The 25,026-nt window shown below is 68.0% G+C and carries 22 protein-coding genes and 1 tRNA gene; 11 read left to right on the forward strand and 12 right to left on the reverse strand.

What is annotated here, in order from left to right; all coding sequences use genetic code 11:
- Positions 1-17: 17 nt before the first annotated feature.
- Positions 18-557: a hypothetical protein gene (locus AC1DK9_RS11920; protein WP_476861272.1), complete on the forward strand. Its 540-nt coding sequence runs from the start codon at positions 18-20 to the stop codon at positions 555-557.
- Between the two features lie 33 nt (positions 558-590).
- Here AC1DK9_RS11920 and AC1DK9_RS11925 read toward each other — a convergent pair whose 3' ends face one another.
- Positions 591-1,439 carry a putative protein N(5)-glutamine methyltransferase gene (locus AC1DK9_RS11925; RefSeq protein ID WP_476861273.1) on the reverse strand — a complete coding sequence of 283 codons (849 nt, stop codon included), beginning with the start codon at positions 1,437-1,439 and terminating at the stop codon, positions 591-593.
- 362 nt (positions 1,440-1,801) lie between these two features.
- Between AC1DK9_RS11925 and AC1DK9_RS11930 the strand changes: the two genes are divergently transcribed.
- The gene (locus AC1DK9_RS11930) at positions 1,802-4,810 is read left to right on the forward strand and encodes an alpha-amylase family glycosyl hydrolase (RefSeq protein WP_476916104.1); all 3,009 of its coding nucleotides are present in this window, start codon (positions 1,802-1,804) and stop codon (positions 4,808-4,810) included.
- A gap of 133 nt (positions 4,811-4,943) precedes the next feature.
- Here the strand turns inward: AC1DK9_RS11930 and AC1DK9_RS11935 are convergent, their stop codons facing one another.
- The 4 genes from AC1DK9_RS11935 to AC1DK9_RS11950 form a co-directional block, all read right to left on the reverse strand.
- Positions 4,944-5,867: a serine/threonine-protein kinase gene (locus tag AC1DK9_RS11935; protein WP_476861274.1), complete on the reverse strand. Its 924-nt coding sequence runs from the start codon at positions 5,865-5,867 to the stop codon at positions 4,944-4,946.
- Positions 5,864-6,166 carry a hypothetical protein gene (locus AC1DK9_RS11940; RefSeq protein ID WP_476861275.1) on the reverse strand — a complete coding sequence of 101 codons (303 nt, stop codon included), beginning with the start codon at positions 6,164-6,166 and terminating at the stop codon, positions 5,864-5,866. Before AC1DK9_RS11940 ends, AC1DK9_RS11935 begins: the two co-directional genes overlap by 4 nt.
- A 108-nt stretch (positions 6,167-6,274) precedes the next feature.
- Positions 6,275-6,778 (reverse strand): MarR family winged helix-turn-helix transcriptional regulator, encoded by a 504-nt coding sequence (locus tag AC1DK9_RS11945; RefSeq protein ID WP_476861276.1) that lies wholly within the window; start codon positions 6,776-6,778, stop codon positions 6,275-6,277.
- 138 nt (positions 6,779-6,916) lie between these two features.
- Positions 6,917-6,989, reverse strand: a tRNA-Lys gene (locus tag AC1DK9_RS11950).
- Between the two features lie 204 nt (positions 6,990-7,193).
- On the opposite strand from AC1DK9_RS11950, the gene AC1DK9_RS11955 reads away from it, so the two are divergent.
- From AC1DK9_RS11955 to AC1DK9_RS11965, 3 genes are all read left to right on the forward strand, one after another.
- Complete coding sequence (locus AC1DK9_RS11955) at positions 7,194-7,865, forward strand: hypothetical protein (RefSeq protein WP_476861277.1); 672 nt, start codon at positions 7,194-7,196, stop codon at positions 7,863-7,865.
- A gap of 372 nt (positions 7,866-8,237) precedes the next feature.
- Complete coding sequence (locus AC1DK9_RS11960; protein ID WP_476916049.1) at positions 8,238-8,855, forward strand: DUF47 domain-containing protein; 618 nt, start codon at positions 8,238-8,240, stop codon at positions 8,853-8,855.
- 1 nt (position 8,856) lies between these two features.
- A complete protein-coding gene (locus tag AC1DK9_RS11965) occupies positions 8,857-9,873 on the forward strand; it encodes an inorganic phosphate transporter (protein WP_476916050.1) in 1,017 nt (338 codons plus the stop codon).
- Between the two features lie 79 nt (positions 9,874-9,952).
- Here the strand turns inward: AC1DK9_RS11965 and pstB are convergent, their stop codons facing one another.
- The 4 genes from pstB to pstS all read right to left on the reverse strand — a co-directional run bounded on the left by pstB (position 9,953) and on the right by pstS (position 14,086).
- On the reverse strand, positions 9,953-10,732 hold the full coding sequence (pstB, locus tag AC1DK9_RS11970; RefSeq protein ID WP_056736498.1) for a phosphate ABC transporter ATP-binding protein PstB: 780 nt from the start codon (positions 10,730-10,732) through the stop codon (positions 9,953-9,955).
- Between the two features lie 46 nt (positions 10,733-10,778).
- Complete coding sequence (gene pstA, locus AC1DK9_RS11975) at positions 10,779-11,888, reverse strand: phosphate ABC transporter permease PstA (RefSeq protein WP_476916051.1); 1,110 nt, start codon at positions 11,886-11,888, stop codon at positions 10,779-10,781.
- Positions 11,889-12,821 carry a phosphate ABC transporter permease subunit PstC gene (gene pstC, locus AC1DK9_RS11980; RefSeq protein ID WP_476916052.1) on the reverse strand — a complete coding sequence of 311 codons (933 nt, stop codon included), beginning with the start codon at positions 12,819-12,821 and terminating at the stop codon, positions 11,889-11,891.
- A 146-nt stretch (positions 12,822-12,967) separates the two neighbouring features.
- Positions 12,968-14,086: a phosphate ABC transporter substrate-binding protein PstS gene (gene pstS / locus AC1DK9_RS11985; RefSeq protein WP_476916053.1), complete on the reverse strand. Its 1,119-nt coding sequence runs from the start codon at positions 14,084-14,086 to the stop codon at positions 12,968-12,970.
- A gap of 258 nt (positions 14,087-14,344) precedes the next feature.
- On the opposite strand from pstS, the gene AC1DK9_RS11990 reads away from it, so the two are divergent.
- From AC1DK9_RS11990 to AC1DK9_RS12015, 6 genes are all read left to right on the forward strand, one after another.
- Complete coding sequence (locus tag AC1DK9_RS11990; RefSeq protein WP_476861284.1) at positions 14,345-15,472, forward strand: FUSC family protein; 1,128 nt, start codon at positions 14,345-14,347, stop codon at positions 15,470-15,472.
- A 92-nt stretch (positions 15,473-15,564) separates the two neighbouring features.
- Complete coding sequence (gene radA / locus AC1DK9_RS11995) at positions 15,565-16,938, forward strand: DNA repair protein RadA (RefSeq protein WP_476916054.1); 1,374 nt, start codon at positions 15,565-15,567, stop codon at positions 16,936-16,938.
- Positions 16,939-17,034: 96 nt separating this feature from the next.
- A complete protein-coding gene (locus AC1DK9_RS12000) occupies positions 17,035-17,370 on the forward strand; it encodes an SHOCT domain-containing protein (protein WP_476916055.1) in 336 nt (111 codons plus the stop codon).
- Positions 17,370-18,854, forward strand: coding sequence for a multicopper oxidase family protein (locus AC1DK9_RS12005; RefSeq protein ID WP_476916056.1), 1,485 nt, complete (start codon positions 17,370-17,372; stop codon positions 18,852-18,854). The genes AC1DK9_RS12000 and AC1DK9_RS12005 overlap by 1 nt, the downstream gene beginning before the upstream one ends.
- Positions 18,855-18,965: 111 nt before the next feature.
- The gene (locus tag AC1DK9_RS12010; RefSeq protein WP_476916057.1) at positions 18,966-21,071 is read left to right on the forward strand and encodes a copper-translocating P-type ATPase; all 2,106 of its coding nucleotides are present in this window, start codon (positions 18,966-18,968) and stop codon (positions 21,069-21,071) included.
- A 28-nt stretch (positions 21,072-21,099) separates the two neighbouring features.
- Positions 21,100-21,729 carry a class I SAM-dependent methyltransferase gene (locus AC1DK9_RS12015; protein ID WP_476861288.1) on the forward strand — a complete coding sequence of 210 codons (630 nt, stop codon included), beginning with the start codon at positions 21,100-21,102 and terminating at the stop codon, positions 21,727-21,729.
- 17 nt (positions 21,730-21,746) lie between these two features.
- Here AC1DK9_RS12015 and AC1DK9_RS12020 read toward each other — a convergent pair whose 3' ends face one another.
- The 3 genes from AC1DK9_RS12020 to AC1DK9_RS12030 form a co-directional block, all read right to left on the reverse strand.
- On the reverse strand, positions 21,747-22,463 hold the full coding sequence (locus tag AC1DK9_RS12020; RefSeq protein WP_476861289.1) for an EAL domain-containing protein: 717 nt from the start codon (positions 22,461-22,463) through the stop codon (positions 21,747-21,749).
- A gap of 172 nt (positions 22,464-22,635) precedes the next feature.
- Positions 22,636-23,826 carry a fatty acid desaturase family protein gene (locus tag AC1DK9_RS12025; RefSeq protein ID WP_476916058.1) on the reverse strand — a complete coding sequence of 397 codons (1,191 nt, stop codon included), beginning with the start codon at positions 23,824-23,826 and terminating at the stop codon, positions 22,636-22,638.
- A 14-nt stretch (positions 23,827-23,840) separates the two neighbouring features.
- Positions 23,841-24,938: a ferredoxin reductase gene (locus AC1DK9_RS12030; RefSeq protein ID WP_476916059.1), complete on the reverse strand. Its 1,098-nt coding sequence runs from the start codon at positions 24,936-24,938 to the stop codon at positions 23,841-23,843.
- Between the last annotated feature and the right edge of the window lie 88 nt (positions 24,939-25,026).

Genomic DNA, 25,026 nt, shown 5'->3' on the forward strand with positions numbered 1-25,026 from the left:
CAGAGCAGGAGTACAGCATGAAAGCCAAACTTCTTTTCGGCACCGGCCTCGCGGCAGGTTATGTCCTTGGATCCCGTTCCGGGCGCGCAGCCTACGAAAAGCTGAAGGCGCGGGCTGCAGGCCTTTGGCAGAGCCAGCCGGTCCAGGACAAAGTGGCGGCCGCGGCCGAAGCGGTCAAGGAAAAAGCTCCCGAAGTTTCCGGCCAGCTCACCGAGGCCGCCCGCCGGGCCGGCACGGTCATCAGTTCCGCCGTCCACCGCGACGAGACCCCGTCCGGGGACACCACGTCCCCTGAGACGGCATCCGCGCAGGCCCATACCGCAGCGGGTGCGCATGCCGCTGCAGGGACGCCGGCCGGCAGTGCGGTCCCCGCGCACAGCACCCACCCCGGAACGCCGAACCTGGGCACCCCCGGCGGAGCCCACGCCGCCGGAGACACTGCCTCCGACGTCGCTTCCGATCCTGCGCTGAACGATGAGACCGGCCAAGACTGGTCCGACGAGGGCGGCGCTACGCCGGCCGGACCCGCAACCAACGTCGACCCGGACAAGCACTAACGCCCTACGCCGGCGGGTTCGGGGCAGGCTTCCTCAGCCCGCAGCACCGCCCGCGGGTCCGCCGGGCACCCCCGCGGCGCCACCGAGCACGACGGTGGCGTCGCGCTTCCGGGAGCGGAATACCCGGGCGGAGAGCCCGCTCCCGGCGAAGATCTGGACGGTACGGGCCGCCTGCTGCCGGCTCGTCTCAATCAGTAGGTGGCCGCCCGGCGCCAGCCACTCCGGCGCCGCGGCGGCCACCCGCCGTTGCAGCTCCAGCCCGTCCGGGCCCCCGTCGAGGGACGAACGTTTTTCGTGCAGGCGCGCTTCGGGCGGCATGGTTTCGATCATCCCGGAGGGAACGTAGGGCGCATTCACCGCCAGGAGGTCCACCCGGCCGCGGAGCCGGTCCGGCAACGCACCGTACAGGTCGCCCTCGTGGACTTCCCCGCCGAGTGGCAGCACGTTGCGCCGCGCGCAGGCTGTCGCGGCGGCGTCGACGTCGGCAGCGTACAGCTCGATCGGGCCCGCCGAGGCGGCCAGCGCGGTGCCCACGGCCCCCGAGCCGCAACAGAGGTCAACGACCACCGGCGTCCCGGCCGCCCCGGCCGTCAGGCGCGACCCGCGCGCCCGAAGGAGTTTCACTCCCTGCCGGACAAGATATTCGGTGCGGCGGCGCGGGACGAAGACTTGCGGATCCAGCAGGATGCGGAGGCCGCAGAACTCCGCCCAGCCCAGCACCTGCTCCAGGGGCAGTCCTTCGACCCGCCGCCGGACAAGCTCATCGAGTTCGCCGGCCGTGGCCGCGGTGGCCAACAGCAGGGTGGCCTCTTCTTCGGCGAAGACGCAGCCGGCGCTGCGGAGCCGGGAAACGACCTCGGCGTGCCGCGTCAGGGTCGGCATATCACCACACCCCTTTCGCCGCGCGCCGGCAACCGTTCGGGCCCACCCGAAAGTCTAAGAAGCCCTGAGGGCCCCATGCTATCCAAACGGGCACCGTCCGTCTCAGCTCCGGCGTCGAAATTTCCCGCGGTGCCGACTGATGCAGCCTGCAAACCCAAACCCTGAGGATTTGCTGGAAAATCCATGTGCAAGCGCTTACAGTTGTGACTTGGCTCTCAGTAGCCGGTCTCCCGCATCCACCCTTCGTCGAGGCAACGTCGCTCACCCGGAAGGTCTCCATCGTGAATATCCGCAGCTCCAGCCTGCCCAGGCCGTCCCGTTTGTGGCGCGGCAGAGGGCGCGTCCGCACCGCCGGCGTCGCCCTGGCGGCGGCGCTGGCCGTCACCGCCGCCGCCGTCGTCCCTGCCCAGGCTGCTCCCGACCCGCGGGGTCCGGGCGCGCCGTCGGCCTCACACTCCCTGCGCGGGCCGGTCACCGACGAGCGGTTCTACTTTGTGATGGCGGACCGCTTCAACAACGGCAGCACAGCCAACGACGAGGGCGGACTGGGTTCCGACCCGATGGTTTCCGGCTTTGACCCGACGAACAAGGGTTTCTACAACGGCGGAGACCTCAAGGGCCTGCGGGAGAAGATCGACTACATCCAGGGCCTGGGCACCACCTCGATCTGGCTCACCCCCAGCTTCAAGAACAAGGCCGTCCAGCCGGAGGACAAGTCGGCCGGTTACCACGGCTACTGGGTCACCGACTTTACCCAGATCGATCCGCACCTCGGCACCAACGCGGAACTGAAGACCCTCATTGATGAGGCGCACTCGCGCGGCATGAAGGTCTACTTCGACATCATCACCAACCACACCGCCGACGTGATCGGCTACGAACAGGGCGACCGCACCGCCTACAAGTCCAAGGATGCCGCCCCGTATCTGACCGCCGCCGGCGAGCCATTCGATGACCGGGACTACGCCGGCACCGGAACCTTCCCGAAGCTGGATGCGGCCAAGTCGTTCCCGTACACGCCGAAACTTGCACCCGGCGAGGAGAACCTCAAGGTGCCGGCCTGGCTGAACGACACCACGCTCTACCACAACCGCGGCGACACCACGTTCGAGGGCGAGAACTCCTCCTACGGCGACTTCTTCGGCCTCGACGACCTGTTCACCGAGCACCCCAAGGTGGTCAACGGCATGGTTGACATCTACGAGAAGTGGATCGGCGACTTCGGCGTGGACGGCTTCCGGATCGACACCATGAAGCACGTCAACGACGAGTTCTGGCAGCAGTTCGGCCCCCGGGTCCTCGCCTACGCCAAGGCACACGGCAAGGACGAGTTCTTCATGTTCGGCGAGGTCTTCGACACCTCCAAGAGCTTCACCTCGCAGTTCACCACCCGCAACAAGATGCAGGCCGTGCTCGACTTCCCCTTCCAGGAAGCGGCCCGGAACTTCGCCTCCCGCGGCCAGGGCGCCAAGGAACTGGAGACCTTCTTCGCCGGCGACGACTGGTACACCGACGCCGACTCCAACGTCTACGAGCTCCCGACCTTCCTGGGCAACCACGACATGGGCAGGATCGGCAGCTTCATCACCGCGGACAACCCGGGCGCGGACGACGCCGAGCGCGTCGCCCGGGACCGTCTGGCCCACGAGCTGATGTACTTCTCCCGCGGCAACCCGGTGGTCTACTACGGCGACGAACAGGGCTTCACCGGCCCCGGCGGGGACCAGGATGCGCGCCAGACGATGTTTGCCAGCAAGGTCCCGGACTACCTCGACGATGACCTGCTGGGGACCGACGCCACGCACGCGACCGACAACTTCAACACCGCCCACCCGCTGTACCGCGACATCAGCGCTCTCGCGACCCTGACGGCCGAACACCCGGCGCTGCGCAACGGCGCCCACCAGAACCGCTACGCCTCCGACGGGCCGGGCATCTACGCCTTCTCCCGGACCGACGCCAAGGACCAGCGCGAGTACGTGGTGTCCATCAACAACAGCAAGCAGGCCCAGACGGCAGCGGTCCCCACCTACGTGGGCAAACGCGCCTTCAACCGGATCTACGGCGAAGCGTCGGCCGAGGTCAAGACCGCGGCGGACGGGAAGCTGACGGTCACCGTTCCGCCGCTGTCCGCCGTCGTCTACGAGTCCGCCGGCCGCATCCCGCATTCCAAGGCAGCACCCGCAGTGAGCCTGCAGGCACCTGCAGCCTCGGCCGCGGACAACAGCCGGATCCGGGTGGGGGCCGACGTCGACGGCAGTTCCTTCTACGAGGTGACGTTCCAGGCCCGCACGGCTGGCGGCGCCTGGACCTCGATCGGCACCGACGACACGGCGCCCTACCAGGTCTTCCACGACGTCTCCGCACTGACGGCCGGCACCGCGGTGGAGTACCGCGCCGTGGTGTTGGACAACGGGGCGCACACCTCCGTAAGCCAGCCCCGCAGCGGCACGGTGCCGTCCCCGGTGCTCAGCATCGTGAACCCGAAGGAAGGCAGCAGCGTCCGCGGCAAGGTCGAAGTCAGCGCCGTCGCCAGTCCGGAAAAGGCCGACTACGTAGTGCGGTTCGAACGCAGCGTCGACGGCGGAGCGTGGACGAAGTTCGGCGAGGACAGCTCCTCCCCCGACTACACCGCGGTGGATGACCTGGCCGCACTGTCGGTGCCGGACGGCACGCAACTGCGCTACCGCGCCCTCCTGACGGTGCCCGGTGCGGGCGAAGTCGTCAGCGGTATCCGCACGGTAGTCGTGGGGGAACTCCCCCAGCCGAAATCGGTCACGATTGCCGGCAGCCTCAACTCGGAAATGGGCTGTCCCGGCGACTGGCAGCCCGACTGCGCGGCAGCCTTCCTGAAGCTTGATCCGGCGGACAAGATCTGGCGCCTGACCGTTCCTAACCTCCCCGCCGGGAGCTACGAGTTCAAGGCCGCCATTAATGGATCCTGGGACGAGAACTACGGCGCCGGGGGTGGCGCCAACGGCAGCAACATCGTGCTGAACCACCCGGGCGGCGCAGTGACCTTCCGCTATGACAACAGCACCCACCTCATGAGCGCCGTCTACGCCTCGCAGCAGCCCGCTGCGGTGGCCGTTGCCGGGGACCTCGATTCCGAGCTGGGGTGCCCGGGCGACTGGATGCCGGACTGCCCGCAGGCCCAGCTCTCGCTGGATCCGACGGACCTGGTCTGGAAGCTGACATTCCCGGACCTGCCGGCGGGCACCTACTCGTTCAAGGCCGCACTCAACCGGTCCTGGGCCGAGAACTATGGTGCCGGCGGGGCTCCGGGCGGAGCGAACCTGGGCTACGTGCACGACGGCGGGCCGGTCACCTTCCGGTATGACCACTTCACCCACCTGATCAGCGCAGGCTAGCCCGGCTGGTTCCGCGGGCCGAGGGCCGCGGGAACAACGCGAAAGGTCGGCCCGCTCTCTCTTGGTGCGGGCCGGCCTTTGGCATATCTGGACCGGTATCAGGACCGGGAGCCGGATTCAGGCTGGCGGCGCCTCAGCCGACCAGCCGGAGCGGGGGAAGTGCCCGGCCCAGCCTGGTTGCCAGCTTCTGGGCGGCCGCCGCCGAGGGCCGCGCCGCGGGATCCATCGCCGTCATGGCCGTCAGCAGGGAAACCCAGCCGGGGCCGAGGCTGGCCGGAATTTCCGGGCCCCGCAGGGTGCGGGCCACGAGCGACTCGACCGGCGTCCCGGGATAGGCCTTCACCCCGGTCAGGCACTCGAGCAGCACCAGCCCCAGCGCATAGACGTCGGTGGCAGCAGTGACCGGCTGGCCGGCTGCCTGCTCCGGGCTCATGTAATGCACGGTGCCCGACGAATCCCCCGGTTCCGGGGCTGTCCCTGCCGGCGTGGCGATCCCGAAGTCGGCGATTCGTACCGAGCACCTCCGGAGCGCGCTGAGCAGGATGTTGGCGGGTTTGATGTCGCGGTGGACCAGCCCGCGGGAGTGCACGTGGGCCAGGCCGGAGAGCGCGTCGGCGGCCCAGCCGGCCACTTCCTCCGGCGCGGCAGCTCCGGCGCGGATCCGCTCGGCCAGGCTGCCGCCGTAGGCGAATTCTTCGACCAGGAAGGGCCGGCCCGCCCACTGGTCACCGTGCGGTACCGTGCCCGCGGCCATGAAGCTGACCACCGCGGGGTGGTCCAGGGAGGCCAGCACCCGCGCCTCCGCGTGGATCCGGTTGGCATCCTTCTCGGCGGGACCCTCGGCCACCTTGATGGCGACCGGACGGTCGTTGAGCAGGTCAGTGCCGCGGAATACGGTGGCGGTTGCCCCGCGGCCGAGGAGTTCGTGGACCAGGAAGCGTCCTCCCGGAGCGTCCGGGAGGCACAGGATCTTGGCGTTTAACCCCGCGGAGTTCGTTGCCGCCGGGCAGGGGACGGGCTGGCTCTCGGCCGCCGCAAGCACGGGTACGGCGCTCACGACAGCGCTGCCAGCGCGTTGGACGTATGGACGATGCCGTCAAGCTGGAAGCCACAGGAGCAGCGCCACACGGGCGGGAGCTCGGCGGCGCCGGTTCCGGCGTCGAACGAATAGGCGGACATGGTGGCCAGCGCCGGTGCAGTCCACTCCATCGGGGCTCCGCAGTGACTGGGCGCCTTGCTCGCCGTGGTCAGGGGCATGGCGGAGGCCGCGCTGCCCGGTTCAGTTGGGGAGTCCGGCGCACCCAGCGGGGCCGCACCGGCTCCCGGGGTTCCGGCGATCGTCAACAACTCAGTCACGACTCCTCCACGAAAACGATTATCTGACACAAGTAGTAAGCATACATATCACTAGTCCAACTAGCTAGTTGCTGGGCGCAGGTATTCGTAGCCGGCAGGCCGGACGGCTCAGTGGCGGTCGGTGTGTTCCTGGAGGGCCTCGGCCATGCGCCGAAGGAACGACACGATGACACGGCTTTCGTCGGCGCTGAGCTCTTCCGCCACGGCCAACATCCTGCGGTGCATCTCGCCGAGCGTCTCGCGCACTTCCGAATCAGTCGCGGCGGTCGGGACGATTACCAGGGAACGGCGGTCGGTGGGATGCGGCTCGCGCCGCACGTGGCCGCTGCCGACCAGCCGGTCAATCAACGAAGTAGTGGACGCCGTGGTGATGCCGAGCATGCGACTCAGGTCCTTGGGTCCCACCCGCTCGCCGGCGGCCTGGGCGCGCAACAGATAACGCAAGGCCAGCAGGTCGGTTTCCCCCATGCCCATGGAGTCGCGCGTCGAACGCCGGGTGGCAACCTCGGCGGCGCGGTAGCCGCGCAGGGCCTGCAGCACCGCGGTGGGCGGGTCAAGCCGCTCATCGGGGCCGTACCAGTACCCTGAGCCTGCTGAGCTGTCCGAGTTCATCCGATAATCCTAGCCGATCTAACTACTAGGCAGGCTTGCTTGTGACGCCCGGGCCGCCGCGTCCGGGAGAGGACGCAAAAAACCCCCGGCTTCCTGTCGCCAGGATGCCGGGGGTTTATCCACTCTTCGCTAAAAGAGTGGGCCCTGTGGGGATCGAACCCACGACCCACGGATTAAAAGTCCGATGCTCTACCAACTGAGCTAAAGGCCCCAGCCGACAGCCCCAACCCGCGGAAAAAATCCCCGGTTGACAGGCGCGTCGGCCCAGTCCATTTCTGGACGTTAACACTGTACCCCAGACCCGGGCGGCCTTTTCGCACCTGGCCCGACGCGCCGCCGTCGCCCGTCTTCCCGCCGCTGTCCCCACGGCAGGCGCATGCTCGATTCCCGGTATGCACAGGAGTAGCGTGGTGGCATGAGCGAGCAAGCAGGAGCCAGCAGCCCAGGACCGCACCGCGCAGCACCGCACCGCCACCACAAGCCGAAGCCCTTTGCGCCGATCGACTTCGAGCCGTTCGCCGGGGGCGCGGATCCGGCACGGGTTTCCGAGGCAGCCCACCTTGCGGCCCAGGCCCTGGTGCGCCGCGGCCGGGACAGCGACGATCCCAAGATCACCCGCCGGCTGGTCAAACTTGCCGACGAACAGGGCCTCGATGCCATCGCCGAAATGTGGGCGGAGAGCCCGGCCCGCTCCCTGCCGGGCGCACTCTGGCGGCTCTATGCACTCCGGGCAGCCACCATCCGCGACCCGGAGCGGATCTCGGTCTACTTCAAGGCAGGCAAGGACACCGCCCAGGTCTCCCACGTCGTCGCGGGCGCGGCCGAGCCGCCGGGCGCCGAGGAAATGAAGTCGATGGCGGATGCCATCCTCTCCGGCGCCTTCGACGGCGAGTTCGACGTCGCGCTGGAGCGTTCGGCGGCATTCTGCCGGGTGGTGGCACTGGGCCAGGCCACCCTCGCCGACGGCGCGGAGCACAGCAACGCGAACCATGCGAGCAAGCTGACGCGGAATTCGCACCTGCTCGTCAAGACCGCCGAGGACCTTGAACACGCCGCCAACGCCTGGCGGCTGGGCGAGCTGGACTGACACATCCGACGGCGGCGGGCAGCCGGAATCCGGCAGCCACGCCCCGTATTGCGGCACTACGAACACGCACGCCGGAGCCCCGCTGTCAATGTTGACTTGGTCCTCGCGAAGTAGAAAACTAAAGGCGGTGCCGAGCCGCGAAACCCCCGGGCTTCAACAATTAGCCGCCTAGAGCGGCCTACCGCCGAGAGGCGTATCCGGTTCGGCACCATTTTCATGCCCGCCGCCGGCCGGCCCGTCGCCTGCTCCGGCCAGCGTTCCCGGCGCCCTGAGTCCGGGCGGTAAAGTAATCCTCATGCGCGGGTCATCGTCACGTTCCAGGGCCGGCAGAAAACGCCCGTGTAAGCCTCGTCCGGAGACCGGTAACCCCACGTGAAGCTGCGCCTTTTCCCCCAGGAGCCCGCCGGGCTGGACCTGCTGTCCCAGATGGCCCGCCAGATAGCCGTGGCCACGGGAACCCTTTCGGAGATCCTTGGCGCCCCCGCCAGCGAACATTCGCGCCTGGTGGAGGACATGCATAACCACGAGGCGAAGTCTGCGGAACTGCATTTTGCCCTCCTGACCCATATGCGGACCAGCTTCCTGAACCCGCTCCCGCGCGAGGACATGTACGCGCTCTCCCGCTATCTCAACGAGGCGATGGAGAAGCTGGACGCCGCCGCGGACCTCGTCTTCCTCTACAAGCTGGAGCGGCTGCCCAAGCGCGCGGCGGACCAGCTGGAAATCATCAGCCGGCAGGCCGAACTCACCGTCGATGCCATGCGCGAGCTAAACAACCTCGATGACCTGGAGGACTACTGGATCGAAGTCCTCCGGCTCACCAAGCGCGCCGAGCGCACCCACCGGGTCTGGGTGGCGGACATGATCAAGGACATGAAATCGGCCCAGTACGCGCGCAACCGCGACATCGCGGACCAGCTCGTGGAAGTCACCAAGGACATGCGGCGGATCGCCACCCAGGTGGGCAGCATCATCGTCAAGGAATCCTGAGGTGTCCCTCGTATTCTTTGCCCTGGTGGTTCTCTTCGCCGGGGCGTTCGCCTTCCTCAACGGCTTCCGCGATGCCTCATCCTCGGTGGCCCTCGCCGTCCGGACCCGGGCACTGACGCCCACTGTCGCCGTGCTCCTGGCCGGGCTGTTCAACTTCGTCGGCGCCGGGCTCAGCGCGGCCATGGCGCTGGAGGTAAGCCGCACGTGGGTGGTTCTGCCGTCCGGCGGCAACGGCCTGACCATCCTCATCGCCGGCCTGCTGAGCGCCGTCCTCTGGGGTATCTACACCTGGTGGCGGGGCATCCCGGCGTCCTCGACCCACGCCCTCGTGGGAGGTTTGGCCGGGGCCGGCGTGGCCAGCGTCGCCGTAGGCGGGAACTCGGTCCTGGGCGTGGACCAGTCGCTGCTCATCCAGGTGGTGCTGCCCCTGCTGCTCTCCCCCGTCATCGCCTTCGCGGGCGCCTACCTGCTGGTCTGGCCCGCCACGTGGGCGGCCCGCTACACGCCGCCGAGCGTTGTGAATACCAGGTCCAGGCGGGCCCAGGCCATCGCCGCCGGGGCCGTTGCTTTCGGACATGGCCTGCAGGACGGCCAGCGCACCAGTGCCGTGCTGATCCTGGCGATGCTGGCTGCGGGACTGCCCGACGGCGGCACCACGCCCGTCTGGGTGGCACTCCTGACCGCGGCCATGCTGACGGCCGGAACGCTGGCGGGCGGCTGGCGGATCTCCTACACGATCGGCTACCGGATGATCCGGGTCGATCCGCTGCGCGGCTTCGTGGCGCAGCTCTACAGCAGCGCCATGCTGCTGGTGGGCGCGATCGGCCTGCACTGGCCGATCTCCACCACCCATACGGTCACCGCAGCCGTGTTGGGCGCGGGCACGAACCAGAAGTACACGGCGACCAACCGCCGGCTGGTGCTCCGGGTCCTCGCCTTCTGGACGCTCACCCCGCTGGTTACCGCCGCGGCGGCCTTCGTGCTGGAGCTGGCCCTGTCGCCCCTCGCGGGGCTCTGAGAAACCCGTCGACTGCTCCGTAGCCGCCCTTTTGAGGGGTCAAAACGGCGGCTACGGAGCAATCGATGGGCTGGAGGCTTTATCCGAAGCGGCCGGAGACGTAATCCTCGGTGGCCTTCACGGTCGGGTTGCTGAAGATGGTGTGCGTGTCACCGTACTCGATCAGCTTGCCGGGCTTGCCGGTACCGGCAATGTTGAAGAACGCCGTCTTGTCCGAAACGCGCGCCGCCTGCTGCATGTTGTGGGTCACGATCACCACGGTGTATTCGTCCTTGAGCTCGTTGATGAGGTCCTCAATGGCGAGCGTGGAGATCGGGTCCAGGGCCGAGCAGGGCTCGTCCATCAGGATCACCTGGGGCTCGACGGCGATGGCGCGGGCGATGCAGAGGCGCTGCTGCTGGCCGCCGGACAGACCGGAACCGGGCTTGGCCAGGCGGTCCTTGACCTCGTTCCAGAGGTTGGCGCCGCGCAGGGAGCGCTCGACGAGAGAGTCCGCCTCACCCTTGGAAATCTTCTTATTGTTCAGCTTCACGCCGGCCAGCACGTTGTCCCGGATGGACATGGTGGGGAACGGGTTGGGGCGCTGGAAGACCATGCCGATCTGCGAGCGAACGGTTACGGGGTCCACTCCGGGACCGTAGAGGTTGTCGCCGTCGAGCAGTACTTCGCCTTCCACCCGGGCGCCGGGGATGACTTCGTGCATCCGGTTAAGCGTGCGCAGGAAGGTGGACTTGCCGCAGCCGGAGGGGCCGATGAAGGCGGTGACGGACTTGGCGTCGATGTTGATGTTGACGTCCTCGACGGCCAGGAATTTGCCGTAGTAGACGTTCAGGTCTTTGACGTCGATGCGCTTAGACATGCTGTTCCTTCACTTGTGGTGGTAGGGGCCGGGAGCCTGCGGTGGCCTAGCGGCCGGCCTTCGGGGCGAAGATGCGGGCCACCAGGCGGGCGGCCAGGTTGAGCAGCATCACGAGGATGATGAGGACCAGGGCAGCGCCCCAGGCGCGCTGGTCCGACGGTCCCGGGTTGGACGGGGAGGTCGGGTTCAGGATCTGCGTATAAATGAAGGTTGGCAGCGAGGCCATCCAACCGCCGAACACGTTGTTATTGATGGACGTCGCGAAGCCGGCGGTGACCAGGATCGGCGCGGTCTCGCCGATCACGCGCGCGATCGCCAGGGTGACGCCGGAGGCGATGCCGGAGATCGCCGTCGGGATGACCACCTTCAGGATGGTCCGCCACTTGCGGACGCCGAGGGCGTAGGCGGCCTCACGGAGCTCGTTCGGGACGATCTTGAGCATTTCCTCGCTGGAGCGGACCACCACCGGGATCATCAGCACGGAGAGTGCGACGGCGGCAACGGCACCGGTTTTGGTGCCCGGGCCGACCACGACGAAGAAGAACGCCGCGGCGAACAGGCCGGCCACGATCGAGGGGATCCCGGTCATCACGTCGACGAAGAAGGTGATGGCGCGGGCCAGGGCGCGGTCTTGTCCGTATTCGACGAGGTAGATCGAGGTCAGCAGGCCGACCGGCACGGAGATGACGGTGGCGAGCAGGGTGATCTGCACGGTCCCGACCAGGGCGTGGTAGATGCCTCCCAGCACCGGGGCGCCTTCTTCGACGCTCTTGTTGTCGAAGGCGCCGGTGACGCCATTCATGGACGTGCTCAGGAAGCCGGGGTCCAGCAGGCCGGGCAGGCCCTTGACCAGGACGGTCCAGATCACCGAGATCAGCGGCAGCAGGGCCACCAGGAAGGCGCCGACCACCAGGCAGGTCACCAGCTTGTCCTTGGCCTTGCGTGAGCCTTCGACGGCGGCGCTCCAGCCGACGAGCCCGGCGGTGAAGAGCAGGGCGGAGACGACGCCCCAGCCGAAGGCGTTGAAGCCGATGAGCGCCAGCATCGCGGCACCGAGGACGAGGGCCAGGGCCAGCACGATGTACGGGGCGGCCTTGGGCAGCTGGCCCTTGGTCAGGGCGGAGCGTTTACGGACCGGGGTCAGGGTGGAGGTCATTTAATTGGCTCCCGAGAATTCTTTGTGCCGAGTGATGATCCACCTGGCAATCATGTTCACGCCGAGGGTGATGATGAACAGCACCAGGCCGGCGGCGATCAGGGTGCTGATCTTCAGGCCGCTGGCCTCGGGGAAGTTCAGCGCGATTTCGGCGGCGATGGTCTGGTTGCCGGACTGGATCAGGCTGGCCGTGAGGGCGCCGGAAGAGAGCACCAGGGCCACGGCCATGGTCTCGCCGAGCGCGCGGCCCAGGCCCAGCATGACGGCGCTGACGATTCCGGGGCGGCCGAACGGCAGCACGGCCATCCGGATCATTTCCCAGCGGGTGGCGCCGAGGGCGAGGGCGGCTTCCTCGTGCAGCTTGGGGGTCTGCAGGAAGATTTCGCGCGAGAGCGAGGTGATGATCGGCAGGACCATCACCGCGAGGACAATGCCTGCCGTCAGGATGGTCTTACCGGTGGCCGACGCCGGCCCCTGGAAGATCGGCAGCCAGCCGAGGTTCGCGGCCAGCCAGCTGTAGGCAGGCGAGATTTCCTTGGCCAGGAAGGCCGCGCCCCAGGCGCCGTAGACCACGGAGGGGATGGCGGCCAGCAGGTCCACCACGTAGCCGAGGCCGGAGGCCAGCCGGCGCGGGGCATAGTGCGAGATGAAGAGGGCGACGCCGATGGCGACCGGGGTGGCGATGACCAGCGCGATCACGGCGGCGATCAGGGTGCCGACGACGATCGGCCAGATGTAGGCGAAGAAGCCCTCGCCGCCCTGGATGTCGGCGGCCGGCGCGGTCAAGGCCGGGATGGCCTGGACGACGAGGAAGAGCGCAACGCCAAAGAGTACAGCGAGGATCAGGCAGCCGGCCGCCAGGGTGGCCCCTGAGAAGACTTTGTCCCCGGCCCGTCCTGCGCCTCGGGATTTGGTCAGGGAGGTGGAGATCATACCTGGCCCTTCGGTGTTGATGGTGCGGACGTACGGTCCTTGAGCGGAGCGTACTTATCGGGAACTGCGAAAGCTTCGGAAAACACTGCTAAGTTCCCCGTCCCGCCGGAGGGCGGGGCGGGGAACTTAGCGCTACAGATCAAACTTTACGACTTGACCTTGATGGTTTCGATGGCCTTGACGGCCTTCTCTGCCAGAGTGGAGGACAGCGGAGCCGACTTGGCGGACTCGGCAGCAGCCTTCTGGCCCTCTGCAGAGAGTACGTACTTCTCGAAGCCCTTGACCAGATCGACAGTTTCCTGCTTGTCGTAGGTGCTGCACACGATGTGGTAGGAAACGAGGACCAGCGGGTATGCGCCGGCTTCGGTGGTGGTGCGGTCCAGCTTGATGGCGAGGTCGTTGGCGCCGCGGCCCTCGACCGGCTTGCCCAGGTCCACGGCCTTGGAGGCAGCTTCAGCGGAGATCTTGACGAAGTCGGAACCGACCTTGATCTGGGCGGTGCCCAGCTTGCCGCTGACGGCCGAGTCATCGGCGTAGGTAACCGCACCGGCGGTGTCGGTGACCGTCTTGACGACGCCGGAGGTGCCCTTGGCGTTTTCGCCCTTCAGCGAAGCCGGCCACACACCGTCAGCCTTGTCCTTCCAGACGGCCGGGGCCGCGGCGGCGAGGTAGTCGGTGAAGTTCTTGGTGGTACCGGAATCGTCAGAGCGGTTGACCGGGGTGACCTTGAGGTCGGGAAGCTTGGCATCCGGGTTCAGCGCGGTGATGGCCGGGTCGTTCCACTTGGCGATTTCGCCGCGGAAGATCTTGGCCGCCGTGGGGGCGTCCAGCTTCAGGTCCGTTACGCCTGGCACGTTGAAGGCGATGGCGATCGGGGAAATGTAGACCGGAACCTCGATGGCACCGTCCGGGCCGCACGTGTCCTTGGCCTTGGCTGCCTCTTCGTCCTTGAGGTAGGCGTCCGAGCCGGCAAACTGGGCCGAGCCGTCGAGGATGGCCTTGCGGCCGGCGCCGGAACCGTCCGGGGAGTACTGCACGTTGGCGCCCTGGTTGGCGGAGGCGAAGTTGGTCTTCCACACATCCATGGCCGCACCCTGCGCGGAGGAACCGATGCCGGTCAGCGTGCCGGTGACCTTGGGGCCAGAAGCAGCCTGGGTGCCCGCAGCGGTGTTGGTTGCGTTGTCGGAACCGCAAGCGGTGAGCGCGAGAGCGCCGGCTGCGATAACAGCAATGGCCGCGTTGCGGCCGAAGCGTGATGCCTTCACTAGATGTACCCCTTCCAGGGTTATTCAGATGCGTGTCGGACCGGAGACGTCCGAGCAATAAAGACGGTGGATACGTTTTGTACCTTTACCGAAGTTAGGTGCCCCAAGTGAAGAGAATTGGGGTCCAAAGTGAACGCAGGGTTAACGACACCGGACTATTGGTCAACGTTTGACGGGTTGGCTTGCGTTGGCTGGGTCACAGCCGTAGGGGCTGCCTGCGGCGAACCTTGCAGCACGGGCAGCAAATAGACTGGTGGCATGGCCTCCGCTACTGGATTCACTGCAAGCGCACGATTCCTTCGCGGCCGGGTCCGCACCGGTTTCGTCCGGAGCCGTAATTCGCTCGTACCTGCGGTCCAGATGACGGCCTGCGCAGTGGGGGCCTACGCCTTCGCCGAGTACGTCCTGGGCCACACCGGGCCATTGTTTGCCGCCACCTCCTCCCTGATCGCCCTGGGCTTCTCCCGGGATCCGCGGCTTCGCCGGGTCGTAGAGGTAGGGCTGGGCTGCACCATCGGCATTGTGGTGGGCGACCTGTTGCTGCACTGGCTGGGCGCGGGAATCTGGCAGGCCGCCGTCGTGCTCCTTTTCTCGATTCTACTGGCCCGCTTCCTGGACAGCGGAACTATTTTCACCACCCAACTGGGCCTTCAGTCATTGCTGGTGGTGCTCTTGCCCGCCCCCGCGGGAGGACCGTTCACCCGCAGCATCGACGCGGTGGTGGGCGGCGTGTTTGCGCTGGCGGTGACCTTCCTGATCCCCAAGGATCCGCGGCGCGAACCCCGCAACGACGTCAAGAAGCTGCTGCATGAACTGGCCGAGGTGCTGCGCGAGTGCTCCTCGGCCCTGACCCACAGCGACTCCACCCAGGCCTGGCACGCCCTGATCCGCGGCCGCAACTGCCAGCCCCTGGTGGACGCGATGCGCCAGACCCTGCGTTCCTCCGGAGAGGTGGCCGCGCTGGCTCCCGCCTACCGCCGGTACCGGGACGAACTGGACCGGCTGGCGCAGTCGGTGGACTTCATCGACCTGGCGTTGCGTAACAGCCGCGTGTTCGCGCGCCGGCTGACCAGCGCGATCAACCACGCCGCGCTCTCGGACGAGGCCACCGAGAACATTGCCGAGGTCCTGCTGGAGACCGCGGCCGCGGTCGATGAGCTGGGCCTGGGCCTGGCGGAGGTGCACGACGGCGTCCGCCGCGCGCACCTGCGCACGGCCAGGGTGGAACTGAGCGAAACGGCCGGCCGGCTGCACCCGCGCCTGCTGGACGTACAGCGGCTTGAGGGCGAAACCGTGGTGATGCTCTTCCGCCCGCTCATGGTGGACCTCCTCGAGGCCGCCGGCATGGACGCGGACGAGGCCCGGGACATCCTGCCCGCCCTCTAGCCCCGGCGGATGGGCCCGGGGCCGGCCCGCGTCCGGGCCACGTCCGCCTGCGCCCGGGCCTGGATGTCGCTGCCCCCGGTTAGGGTGGAGCAATGGCAACAAAGACTTCCCGCGCCGTTAAGGCGCCGGGCTATAAGTGCGCGGAGTGCGGCTGGACCACGGCAAAGTGGGTAGGCCGGTGCGGCGAGTGCCAGGCCTGGGGCACGGTTGAGGAAACCGGTGCCGCCGTCGCGCGGACGACGGCGGCGACAACCGTCCTGGAGCCGGCCCGCCGGATTGCCGACGTGGACGCCACAACGGCAGCGTTTCTCCCCACCGGGGTGGACGAGCTGGACCGTGTGCTCGGCGGCGGGCTGGTTCCGGGGGCGGTGATCCTGCTGGCCGGCGAGCCCGGTGTGGGCAAGTCCACGCTGTTGCTGGATGTCGCGGCCAAGTTCGCCCGCACGGCCCAGGACGTCCTCTACGTCACCGGCGAGGAATCCGCCGCCCAGGTGAAGCTGCGCGCGGACCGGATCGACGCCGTCGCCGAGTCGCTGTACCTGTCCGCCGAAACGGACCTCGGCCAGGCGCTGGGCCAGGTGGAAAAACTTGAGCCGAGGCTGCTGGTGGTGGACTCTGTCCAGACGCTGAGCAGCGCCGACGTCGAAGGCAGCGCCGGCGGCGTCTCCCAGGTCCGCGAGGTCGCGGCGTCCCTGATCGCGGCGGCCAAGCGCCGCAACATGACCACCCTGCTGGTAGGCCACGTGACGAAGGACGGCTCCATCGCAGGTCCTCGGCTGCTCGAGCACCTCGTGGACGTGGTCTGCCAGTTCGAGGGCGAGCGGCACTCGCGGCTGCGGCTGCTGCGCGCCGTGAAGAACCGCTACGGCCCCACCGACGACGTGGGCTGCTTCGACCTTAATGAGGACGGCATCGTCGGCCTGGCCGATCCGAGCGGCTTGTTTGTTTCCCGCACCAAGGACCCCGTGTCCGGCACCTGCATCACGGTGACACTGGAAGGCCGCCGGCCGCTGCTGGCCGAGGTCCAGTCGCTGCTCGCCGAAAGCGCCAACGCGCAGCCGCGCCGGGCCACCAGCGGACTGGACAGCTCGCGGGTAGCCATGCTCCTGGCCGTGCTGCAGCAGCGCGCAGGCTGCCTGCTGCACAAGGACGACTCCTACGTGGCGACCGTGGGCGGGGTAAAGCTCAGCGAACCCGCCACGGACCTGGCCGTGGCCCTTGCCGTGGCTTCCGCGAAGGCCAAGAAGCCGCTGCCGCAGCGCCTGATCGCGTTCGGCGAGGTAGGCCTGGCCGGCGAGGTCCGTCCGGTGCCGGGGATCAACCAGCGCATCCAGGAGGCGCACAGGCTGGGCTTCACCCACGCCGTGGTGCCCGCCAGTCCCAACGGGCCGGGTCCGGTCCCGGCGGGCTTCTCGGTCCGGGAAGTCGGCCACCTCGCGGAGGCCCTGGGCCTGCTCATCAGCTGACCGCGCGCCTCAACGGTGGCGACTTAGGACCCTAGCGCTCCTGCCGCCGGGGGCGCACCATGGGAGCAGTGGCTTCCGTGGGCGAAGGGAATAGTCATGATGTGGGGTTACGGTCAGAACCTCGGATGGATGTGGCTTTGGGGCGTGCTGCTGCTCATCGGGATCGCTGTGCTCGTGTTGCTCGCGGTGCGGGTCTTTGCCGGCCCCGGCCGCGGACAGCAGCCCGGGCCAGGACACCCCGGCCCCTACGGCCAGCCCCCGGCCTACGGGCAGCCCGGGCCCTACGCCCAGCCGGGCGGCCCCGGCCGGAGCCCCGGATCTGCGGGCGGCAGGAGCCAGGCCCGGCTCATCCTCGACGAGCGCTTCGCGAAGGGCGAGCTGACCGCGGAGCAGTACCGCGAGCACGTGAAGGAACTCGGCGAGGGGACATAGTGCCGCCCATCAGCCGCCGCAGCGCATTGTTGCTGGGCGGACTCGGTCTTACCGGCACCGTTGCCGGCGGCGCCGGGCTGTGGTGGACCCTTAACTCCAGGCCGGCGCCGGTCACCGGCGAGTCGTTTCGGCAGCCGCCTGCGCTCAGCAGTTCGGGCGGCATCCTCGAGGCCAGCCTCGAGGCGGCGCCGGGACTGTTCCCGCTGGCCGGACGGCAGGCGGGGGCGCTGGGCTACAACGGCGGCATCCCCGGCCCTACCCTCCGGGTGCGCCCCGGGGACGTGCTGAGGGTCAAACTGGTGAACAAGCTGGCCGAACCCAGCAATCTGCACCTGCACGGACTCCACGTCTCGCCCCAGGGCAACGGCGACAACGTGTTCGTAACCGTGGACCCCGGCCGCAGCTTCGACTACGAACACCGAATCCCGGACGGGCACCCGCCCGGGCTGTACTGGTACCATCCGCACCACCACGGCCGGGTTGCCGACCAGATCTTCGCCGGGCTTTTCGGCGCCATCATCGTCGAGGACTCCGCCCCGCCCGCCGCTGGCCCCGAGCGCGTGCTGCTGGTCTCGGACACCAGCCTAGACGGCGCCGGGAACGTGTCCGAGGCCTCGCAACCTGACCGGATGGTCGGGCGCGAGGGGTCGCTCCTGCTGGTGAACGGGCAGGCCAACCCCCGGCTGGAGGCCCGGCCCGGGCAGCGGGAGCGGTGGCGGATCGTGAACTGCTGCGTAGCCCGATACCTGCGCCTAAGGCTGGACGGACAGAAGCTGCAGCTCGTCGGCATGGACTCGGGGCGGTTCCGTTCGCCGTCGGACGTGCAGGAAGTGCTGCTGGCGCCGGGGAACCGGGCGGAGCTGCTGGTCACGGCTGCGCTGGGGCAATCCGAACTGCGGGCCATACCCTATGACCGCGGGGCCATGTCCGGGATGATGGGCCGGCGCGGCATGGGCCCTGGCCAGCCGGCGGAGCAGGAGGGGCCCGCGGATCCAGCCGGCGCCACCCTGGCAACCCTGGCCGTGGCCGGCGACCCTGCCCCGCCCGCCCCGGTAATTGCCGCCGGGAACGCGCCGGCCGACCTGCGCTCGGCCGCCGTGGCTGCGCGGCGGCAACTGGCGCTCGCCACTTCCATGGGCGGGGGGATGGGCGCAGGAATGATGGGCTTCACCATCAACGGCCAAAGCTTCCAGGAGGGAAGGACCGACACCACCGTGGGTGCCGGGACAGTCGAGGAATGGGTCCTGGTCAACCGCAGTCCTATGGATCACCCGTTCCATCTGCACGTGTGGCCGATGCAGCTGATCGCCGAAAACGGCCGGGCCGTGGAGCCGGCGGCACTCCGTGATGTGGTCAACGTGCCGGCCGACGGCCAGTGCACGGTCCGGATCGCGTTCCGGGATTTCACCGGCCGTTCCGTCTACCACTGCCACATCCTGGATCACGAGGACCTCGGCATGATGGGCGTCATCGAGGTGCGCTGACCCTCGGGCCCGGGAGCACCATCGGGCCTTACGGTATTGCCAAACATACCCCCTGGGGGTATGTTTGAAGTCGAATTGAGGACCAGCCGAGGCTTCCCAGGAGGCAGGAACATGGAACACCAGCACCACGGCCAGACCGACCAGCTGCAGGCCGGCACCGGGCACGAGGGCCACGCCGGGCACGCCCAGCCACAGCTCGGCCGGGACGATGAGCATCTCGTGCACAGCCACGGCCAGCACGCGGGCCATAGCGTGGCAATGTTCAAGAACAGGTTCTGGATGACGCTCGCGCTGGCGGTTCCGGTGGTCCTGTTCAGCCCCATGTTCGCGCACCTGCTCGGCTACGTTCCCCCGGCGTTCCCCGGCTCGGCTTGGATCCCGCCGGTGCTGGGCACCGTGATCTTCTTCTATGGCGGCCAGCCCTTCCTCAAGGGCGGCCTGGATGAACTGAAGAGCCGCAAACCGGCGATGATGCTGCTGATCGCCATGGCCATCACAGTCGCCTTCGTCGCGTCCTGGGTCACAAGCCTCGGCATCGGCGGTTTTGACCTCGACTTCTGGTGGGAACTGGCACTGCTGGTGGCGATCATGCTGCTGGGACACTGGATCGAGATGCGCGCGCTTGGCTCCGCGCAGGGCGCGCTCGACGCCCTCGCCGCGCTGCTGCCGGATGAAGCGGAACGGATCACCGCAGCGGGCACGGAAACCGTCAAGGTCAGCGAACTCGTGGCCGGGGACACCGTCCTGGTCCGCTCGGGCGCCCGGATGCCGGCGGACGGCGTAGTCATCGACGGGCAGGCCGAGGTCGACGAGTCGATGATCACCGGTGAGTCGAAGACCGTGCTGCGTTCACCCGGGGACAAGGTCGTCGCCGGGACCGTGGCCACGGACAACACGGTCCGCGTCCAGGTCACCGCCGTCGGGGATGACACCGCCCTGGCCGGTATCCAGCGGCTGGTCGCCGAGGCGCAGGCCTCCTCCTCCAAAGCCCAGGCCCTCGCCGACCGGGCCGCAGCCTTCCTGTTCTACTTCGCCTCCGGTGCGGGCGTCATCACCTTCATCGCCTGGTCCCTGCTGGGCAGCATTCCCGACGCCGTCACCCGCACCGTCACCGTGCTGGTGATTGCCTGCCCGCACGCCCTGGGCCTGGCCATTCCGCTGGTCATCGCGATTTCCACCGAACAGGCCGCCCGGGCCGGAGTCCTGATCAAGAACCGGATGGCACTGGAACGGATGCGGACGGTCGACGTCGTCCTCTTCGACAAGACGGGGACCCTCACCAAGGGCGAACCCGCCCTCAAGGAGGTTGCAGCCGCAGAAGGTGTTGACCGGAACAGCCTGCTGGCGCTGGCCGCAGCCGTCGAAGCGGACAGCGAGCACCCGGTGGCGCGGGCCATCGTCCGGGCGGCTCGCGATCAGGGCCTGCAGATTCCCGCGGCTACCGGATTTTCGTCGATGACCGGCCGCGGCGTCCGCGCCACGGTTGACGGAAAGACCATCCGGGTCGGCGGCCCAGCCCTGCTCCGCGAACTCGCAGTGGAAGAACCGCCGGCAATCGCACAGGCCACCCGGGCCTGGATGGACCGCGGCGCGGCCGTGCTGCACGTGATTGACGGGCAAAAAATCCTGGGGGCCGTGAGTCTCGAGGACGAGGTGCGCACCGAGTCCCGGCAGGCCGTCAGCGCTCTTCAGGCCCGCGGTATCAAGGTCGCGATGATTACCGGCGACGCCCGCCAGGTCGCCCACGCCGTGGGCGCGGAGCTCAACATCGACGAGGTCTTCGCCGAGGTCCTGCCGGCCGACAAGGACAAGAAAGTCGCCGAACTGCAGTCCCGCGGCCTGAAGGTGGCGATGGTGGGCGACGGCGTCAACGACTCCCCCGCGCTGGCCCGGGCCGAAGTGGGCATTGCGATCGGCGCCGGTACCGACGTCGCAATGGAGTCCGCCGGCGTCGTCCTGGCCGGCAACGACCCCCGCGCCGTCCTGTCCATGGTGGATCTTTCGCGGGCCAGCTACCGGAAGATGTGGCAGAACCTCATTTGGGCCGCCGGCTACAACATCATCTCCGTGCCGCTGGCCGCCGGCGCCCTTGCCTTCGCCGGCGTCGTCCTCTCCCCCGCGGTGGGCGCGGTGCTGATGTCCGCCTCGACAATTGTGGTGGCACTGAATGCCCAACTGCTGCGGCGCCTGAAGCTCAACCCGGACCAGGTCCGCTAGAAAGGGTCCGCTGAACGGAAGAACCAGCATGGACGACGCCCAAACCCCGTCCTTCGGACGCTCCTACGCGCGCATGGGACCCCGGATGGATGCACGCGGGGCGGCCGAGCACCGACGGCGCCTCGTCGCAGCCGCCCACGGTGCGGTCGTCGAAATCGGGGCAGGCTACGGGGCCACCTTCCCGTTCTATCCTGCTGCGGTTGACGCCGTGCTGGCGCTGGAGCCGGATCCCACGCTCCGGTCGCTGGCCCGGGCTGCCGCGGGCACGGCACCGGTACCGGTCACGGTGCTCGACGGGGTCGCGGAGTCGCTCCCCGTGGCGGACGCTTCGGTGGACATCGTCGTCTCCAGCCTCGTGCTGTGCAGCGTGGCCGAGCCGTCCGCCGTCCTGGCCGAAGCACTCCGGGTCCTCAGGCCGGGAGGCCGGTTGTTGTTCTACGAGCACGTCCGCTCGGCGCACCGCGTGCTGGGGTTCGCCGAAGATCTGCTCACACCGCTCTGGAGCCGGCTGGCCGGCGGCTGCCATCCCAACCGGGACACCGCCGCGAACATCGAGCGCGCCGGCCTGGCCGTCGTCGCGCTGGAGAGGTTCGGCTTTTCGGTGCTGCCGGGAAATCCTCCCCTCGCCCACGTGCTCGGGGCCGCGGTGAAGGCGTGAGCGCGCGCTAAAGGGCGCTAGGAGGTGGTTGCGGCGCCCAGTACCGGCACGGAGCGGACCTGTGGAAGCTCCTCGAAGGCCGGTTTCCCGAACCAGTAGCCCTGGAACAGCCGGATGCCGGTCGTTTTCAGGGCCAGGAACTCCGCCTCGGTCTCGATGCCTTCGGCGAGTACGGTGATGCCGAGCTCCGCGGCGATGCCCACGATGCCGGCAACCACGGCCTGCCGGGCGGGGCTGGTATCGATGTCCCGGATGAGCAACATGTCAATCTTCATCAGGTCGGGCTGGAAATCGACCAGCAGCCCCAGCCCGGCGTGGCCGGCACCAAAGTCGTCGATGGCGGTGGTGAACCCGTGCTTGCGGTATTCGGTGATGATGTTCGTCAGGTGCGCGGCGTCGAGGACCTCCTCGTTCTCCGTGAACTCGAACATGATCGACGACGTCGGAAAGTTGCTTCGCGCCGCGGCCTGCAGCGTCGCGCGCAGGCAGGCGGCCGGCTCGTACACCGCGTTCGGCATGAAGTTGATCGAGAGCATCAAGTCCTCGCCGGCGGGAAACAGGCGCGCGGCAAGCTCGATGGCCTTGACCCGGCAGGCCTGGTCGAAGCGATACTTCTGCTCCGGCGAGACCTTCGAGAGGACCTGGTAGGCACCCTCGCCCGAGAGGCCCCTGACCAGGGCTTCGTAGCCCCAGACCCGGCCGGCCACGGCGTCGTAGATCGGCTGGAAAGCCATGCTGAAATCGAAGTCGAGCTTCGGGGAAGTAGTGCAGCCGTCACATGCCAATGCAGGGGTCCTCTCAGTGAATAGCTCCACTGTAGGGCACGGCAGCGCGCGAAAGCCGCCTTCCGCACACGCCGTGGCGCGCGCCGAAGGCGGCTTTCCGGGGCCGGGCTGGGCCGGAGGGCTAGGCCTTTTTGGGCGGCAGGGCCAGCTTGAAGATCTTTGCCCAGGTGGATCCGACCTGCTTCCACATCGGGCCGGTGTTGTAAGGCAGGTTGTAGCGCCGGCAGATGTCCCGTACCTTCGGCGCCACCTCGCCGTAGCGGTTGGACGGCAGGTCCGGGAAGAGGTGGTGCTCGATCTGGTGCGAGAGGTTGCCGGTCATCAGGTGCATGAACTTGGAGCCTGAGATGTTGGCCGAGCCGATCATCTGGCGCACGTACCAGTCGCCGCGGGTCTCGCCGTCGACCATTTCCTCGGTGAAGGTGTCCGTTCCGTCCGGGAAGTGTCCGCAGAAGATCACCGCGTGGGCCCAGACGTTGCGGACGGCGTTGGCGGTCAGCGTGCCGTAGAGCGCCTGCTTGCCGGAGCCGGTGAGCATGGCGACGGCGGGTGTGGCGGCGTAGTCCTTGGTGAACTGCTTGACCGCCTTGCGGCCGAGTGCCTTGAGGTCCTTGAGCAGGGCTTCCTTGGACTTCCTGCCCTCCCGGTAGTCCACGAGTTCAAGGTCGTACACCGCGATGCCCCACTCGAAGACCGGCGCCAGCAGCGCGTTGTAGAGCGGGTTGCCGAAGTTGAAGGGCTTCCATTCCTGCTGCGGGTCCATCCGCAGCAGGTTGTACCCGATGTCGTTGTCCTTGCCGACAACGTTGGTCCAGCGGTGGTGCAGGTCGTTGTGGGTGTGCTGCCAGGAGCGTGCGGGCGTGACGAAGTCCCACTCCCAGGTGGTGGAGTGAATGTCGGGGTCGCGCATCCAGTCCCACTGGCCGTGCAGGATGTTGTGTCCCAGTTCCATGTTTTCCAGGATCTTGGCCAGGCTCAGCAGCGTGGTGCCGGTTGCCCAGGCGGCCTTGTTCTTGCTGACCAGCAGCGCGGCGCGGCCGGAAATTTCCAGGGCACGCTGGATCTTGATCATCCGGCGGATGTAGGCGGCGTCGTCGGAGCCGCGCTTGGCAAGGATGTCGTCCTTGATGGCGTCGAGTTCGCGGCCCAGCTCTGCAACCTGTTCGTCGGACAGGTGCGCGGCGGCGGGCGGCCGGAGCAGCGGGCTGCCGGTCTCGGCGAGCGCTCCAGGCCGCTTCTTTACGGCGGGGGCGCTGACGATGGCCGTGGTGCCGTCTGCGGCGGTATCGGGCTTGTCTGCAAGTGTGGTCATCGGGTGGGTTCTCCTCAGAGGTCTAGGTTAACGGGTCCGGCGGCTGCCGAGACACACGTCTGGATTAGTTGGCCGGGCTCGCCATGGACTTCGCCCGTGCGCAGGTCGCGGACCTGGCCGGCCCGGAGCGGGATGAGGCAGCTGTGGCAGATGCCCATCCGGCAACCGCTGGGCATGAGTACGCCGGCGTCCTCGCCGACGTCGAGCAGGGGGGTGTCCCCGTCGGCATCGACTTCGCGGTCGGAGGCCTCGAAGGTCACCAATCCGCCGTCGTGCCCTTCGCCGCCGGCCAGGCTGGTGCTGAAGCGTTCGATCGTCAACGTTGCGGCCGGGACAGTGCCTTCCACCGCCGTCCCGGAGTGATCCGCGGCCGCGGCTTCGGCTTCCCAAAGCGCTTCGGCGTCGTCGAGGAAACCCGTGGGGCCGCAGGCGTAGGCCGCACGGTCTCGCCAGTCCGGGCAGAGCAGGTCAAGTTCGGCTGTGGCGCCGAAGTCCAGCCTGCCGCGTTCCCCGCTGAACCAGTGGGTGACCTTGAAATTGGGAAACTGGTCTGCGAGTTCGGCCAACTCCTCGCGGAAGATGGCGTCGGCCGGGGTCCGCGCCGTGTGGATGAGGACGACGTCGGCATCCGGACGGTGCGGGACGAGCGTGCGGATCATCGACATCACCGGGGTGATGCCGCTGCCCGCGGTGAGCATGAGGAGCGGGCGCGGATGCTCCGGCAGGATGAAGTCGCCCTGCGGCGGGGCGAGGAAAAGTACGTCGCCCGGCTTGGTGGTGCGGACCAGGGTTCCGGAGACGGCACCCATGTCCGTGACGGTGATGGCGGGGTCCTCGCCGGCGGGAGCGCTGAGCGAATAGGACCGCCAGTGGCGCACGCCGTTGAGTTCGACGCCGATGCGGGCCCACTGGCCTGCACGGTGTGCCTGCCAGCCTCGGCCGGGACGGAAGAAAATGGTGGCGGAATCGGCCGTTTCTGGAACCACCCGGGTAACCACGCCGCGCAACTGGCGGGCAGAAAACACGGGGTTGAAGAGCGACAGAATGTCTTCTGGAGCTAGTGGGGTGGTCAGTAGAGATGCGGCGCGCGCCAGCTTACGGAGCCGGATCATCTATCAAGCGTATGTCAGCCTGCGTCATAATTCTTCACCCAGGACATACGATCGACGTAAAGAAACTATCTCCACGCAACAAACTATT

It is taken from the genome of Arthrobacter sp. 01T414, from assembly GCF_056398965.1.

Excerpts from the sequence above, each read along its gene's own strand:
- AC1DK9_RS11920 (WP_476861272.1), top strand. The coding sequence starts at position 18 with ATGAAAGCCAAACTTCTTTTCGGCACCGGCCTCGCGGCAGGTTATGTC.
- pstB (WP_056736498.1), bottom strand. The coding sequence starts at position 10,732 with ATGTCTAAGCGCATCGACGTCAAAGACCTGAACGTCTACTACGGCAAA.
- AC1DK9_RS12020 (WP_476861289.1), bottom strand. The coding sequence starts at position 22,463 with ATGGCTTTCCAGCCGATCTACGACGCCGTGGCCGGCCGGGTCTGGGGC.
- AC1DK9_RS12030 (WP_476916059.1), bottom strand. The coding sequence starts at position 24,938 with ATGATCCGGCTCCGTAAGCTGGCGCGCGCCGCATCTCTACTGACCACC.
- AC1DK9_RS11925 (WP_476861273.1), bottom strand. The coding sequence starts at position 1,439 with ATGCCGACCCTGACGCGGCACGCCGAGGTCGTTTCCCGGCTCCGCAGC.
- AC1DK9_RS11990 (WP_476861284.1), top strand. The coding sequence starts at position 14,345 with ATGGCCTCCGCTACTGGATTCACTGCAAGCGCACGATTCCTTCGCGGC.
- radA (WP_476916054.1), top strand. The coding sequence starts at position 15,565 with ATGGCAACAAAGACTTCCCGCGCCGTTAAGGCGCCGGGCTATAAGTGC.
- AC1DK9_RS12000 (WP_476916055.1), top strand. The coding sequence starts at position 17,035 with ATGATGTGGGGTTACGGTCAGAACCTCGGATGGATGTGGCTTTGGGGC.
- pstA (WP_476916051.1), bottom strand. The coding sequence starts at position 11,888 with ATGACCTCCACCCTGACCCCGGTCCGTAAACGCTCCGCCCTGACCAAG.
- pstC (WP_476916052.1), bottom strand. The coding sequence starts at position 12,821 with ATGATCTCCACCTCCCTGACCAAATCCCGAGGCGCAGGACGGGCCGGG.
- AC1DK9_RS12010 (WP_476916057.1), top strand. The coding sequence starts at position 18,966 with ATGGAACACCAGCACCACGGCCAGACCGACCAGCTGCAGGCCGGCACC.
- AC1DK9_RS11945 (WP_476861276.1), bottom strand. The coding sequence starts at position 6,778 with ATGAACTCGGACAGCTCAGCAGGCTCAGGGTACTGGTACGGCCCCGAT.
- AC1DK9_RS12015 (WP_476861288.1), top strand. The coding sequence starts at position 21,100 with ATGGACGACGCCCAAACCCCGTCCTTCGGACGCTCCTACGCGCGCATG.
- AC1DK9_RS11955 (WP_476861277.1), top strand. The coding sequence starts at position 7,194 with ATGAGCGAGCAAGCAGGAGCCAGCAGCCCAGGACCGCACCGCGCAGCA.
- AC1DK9_RS12025 (WP_476916058.1), bottom strand. The coding sequence starts at position 23,826 with ATGACCACACTTGCAGACAAGCCCGATACCGCCGCAGACGGCACCACG.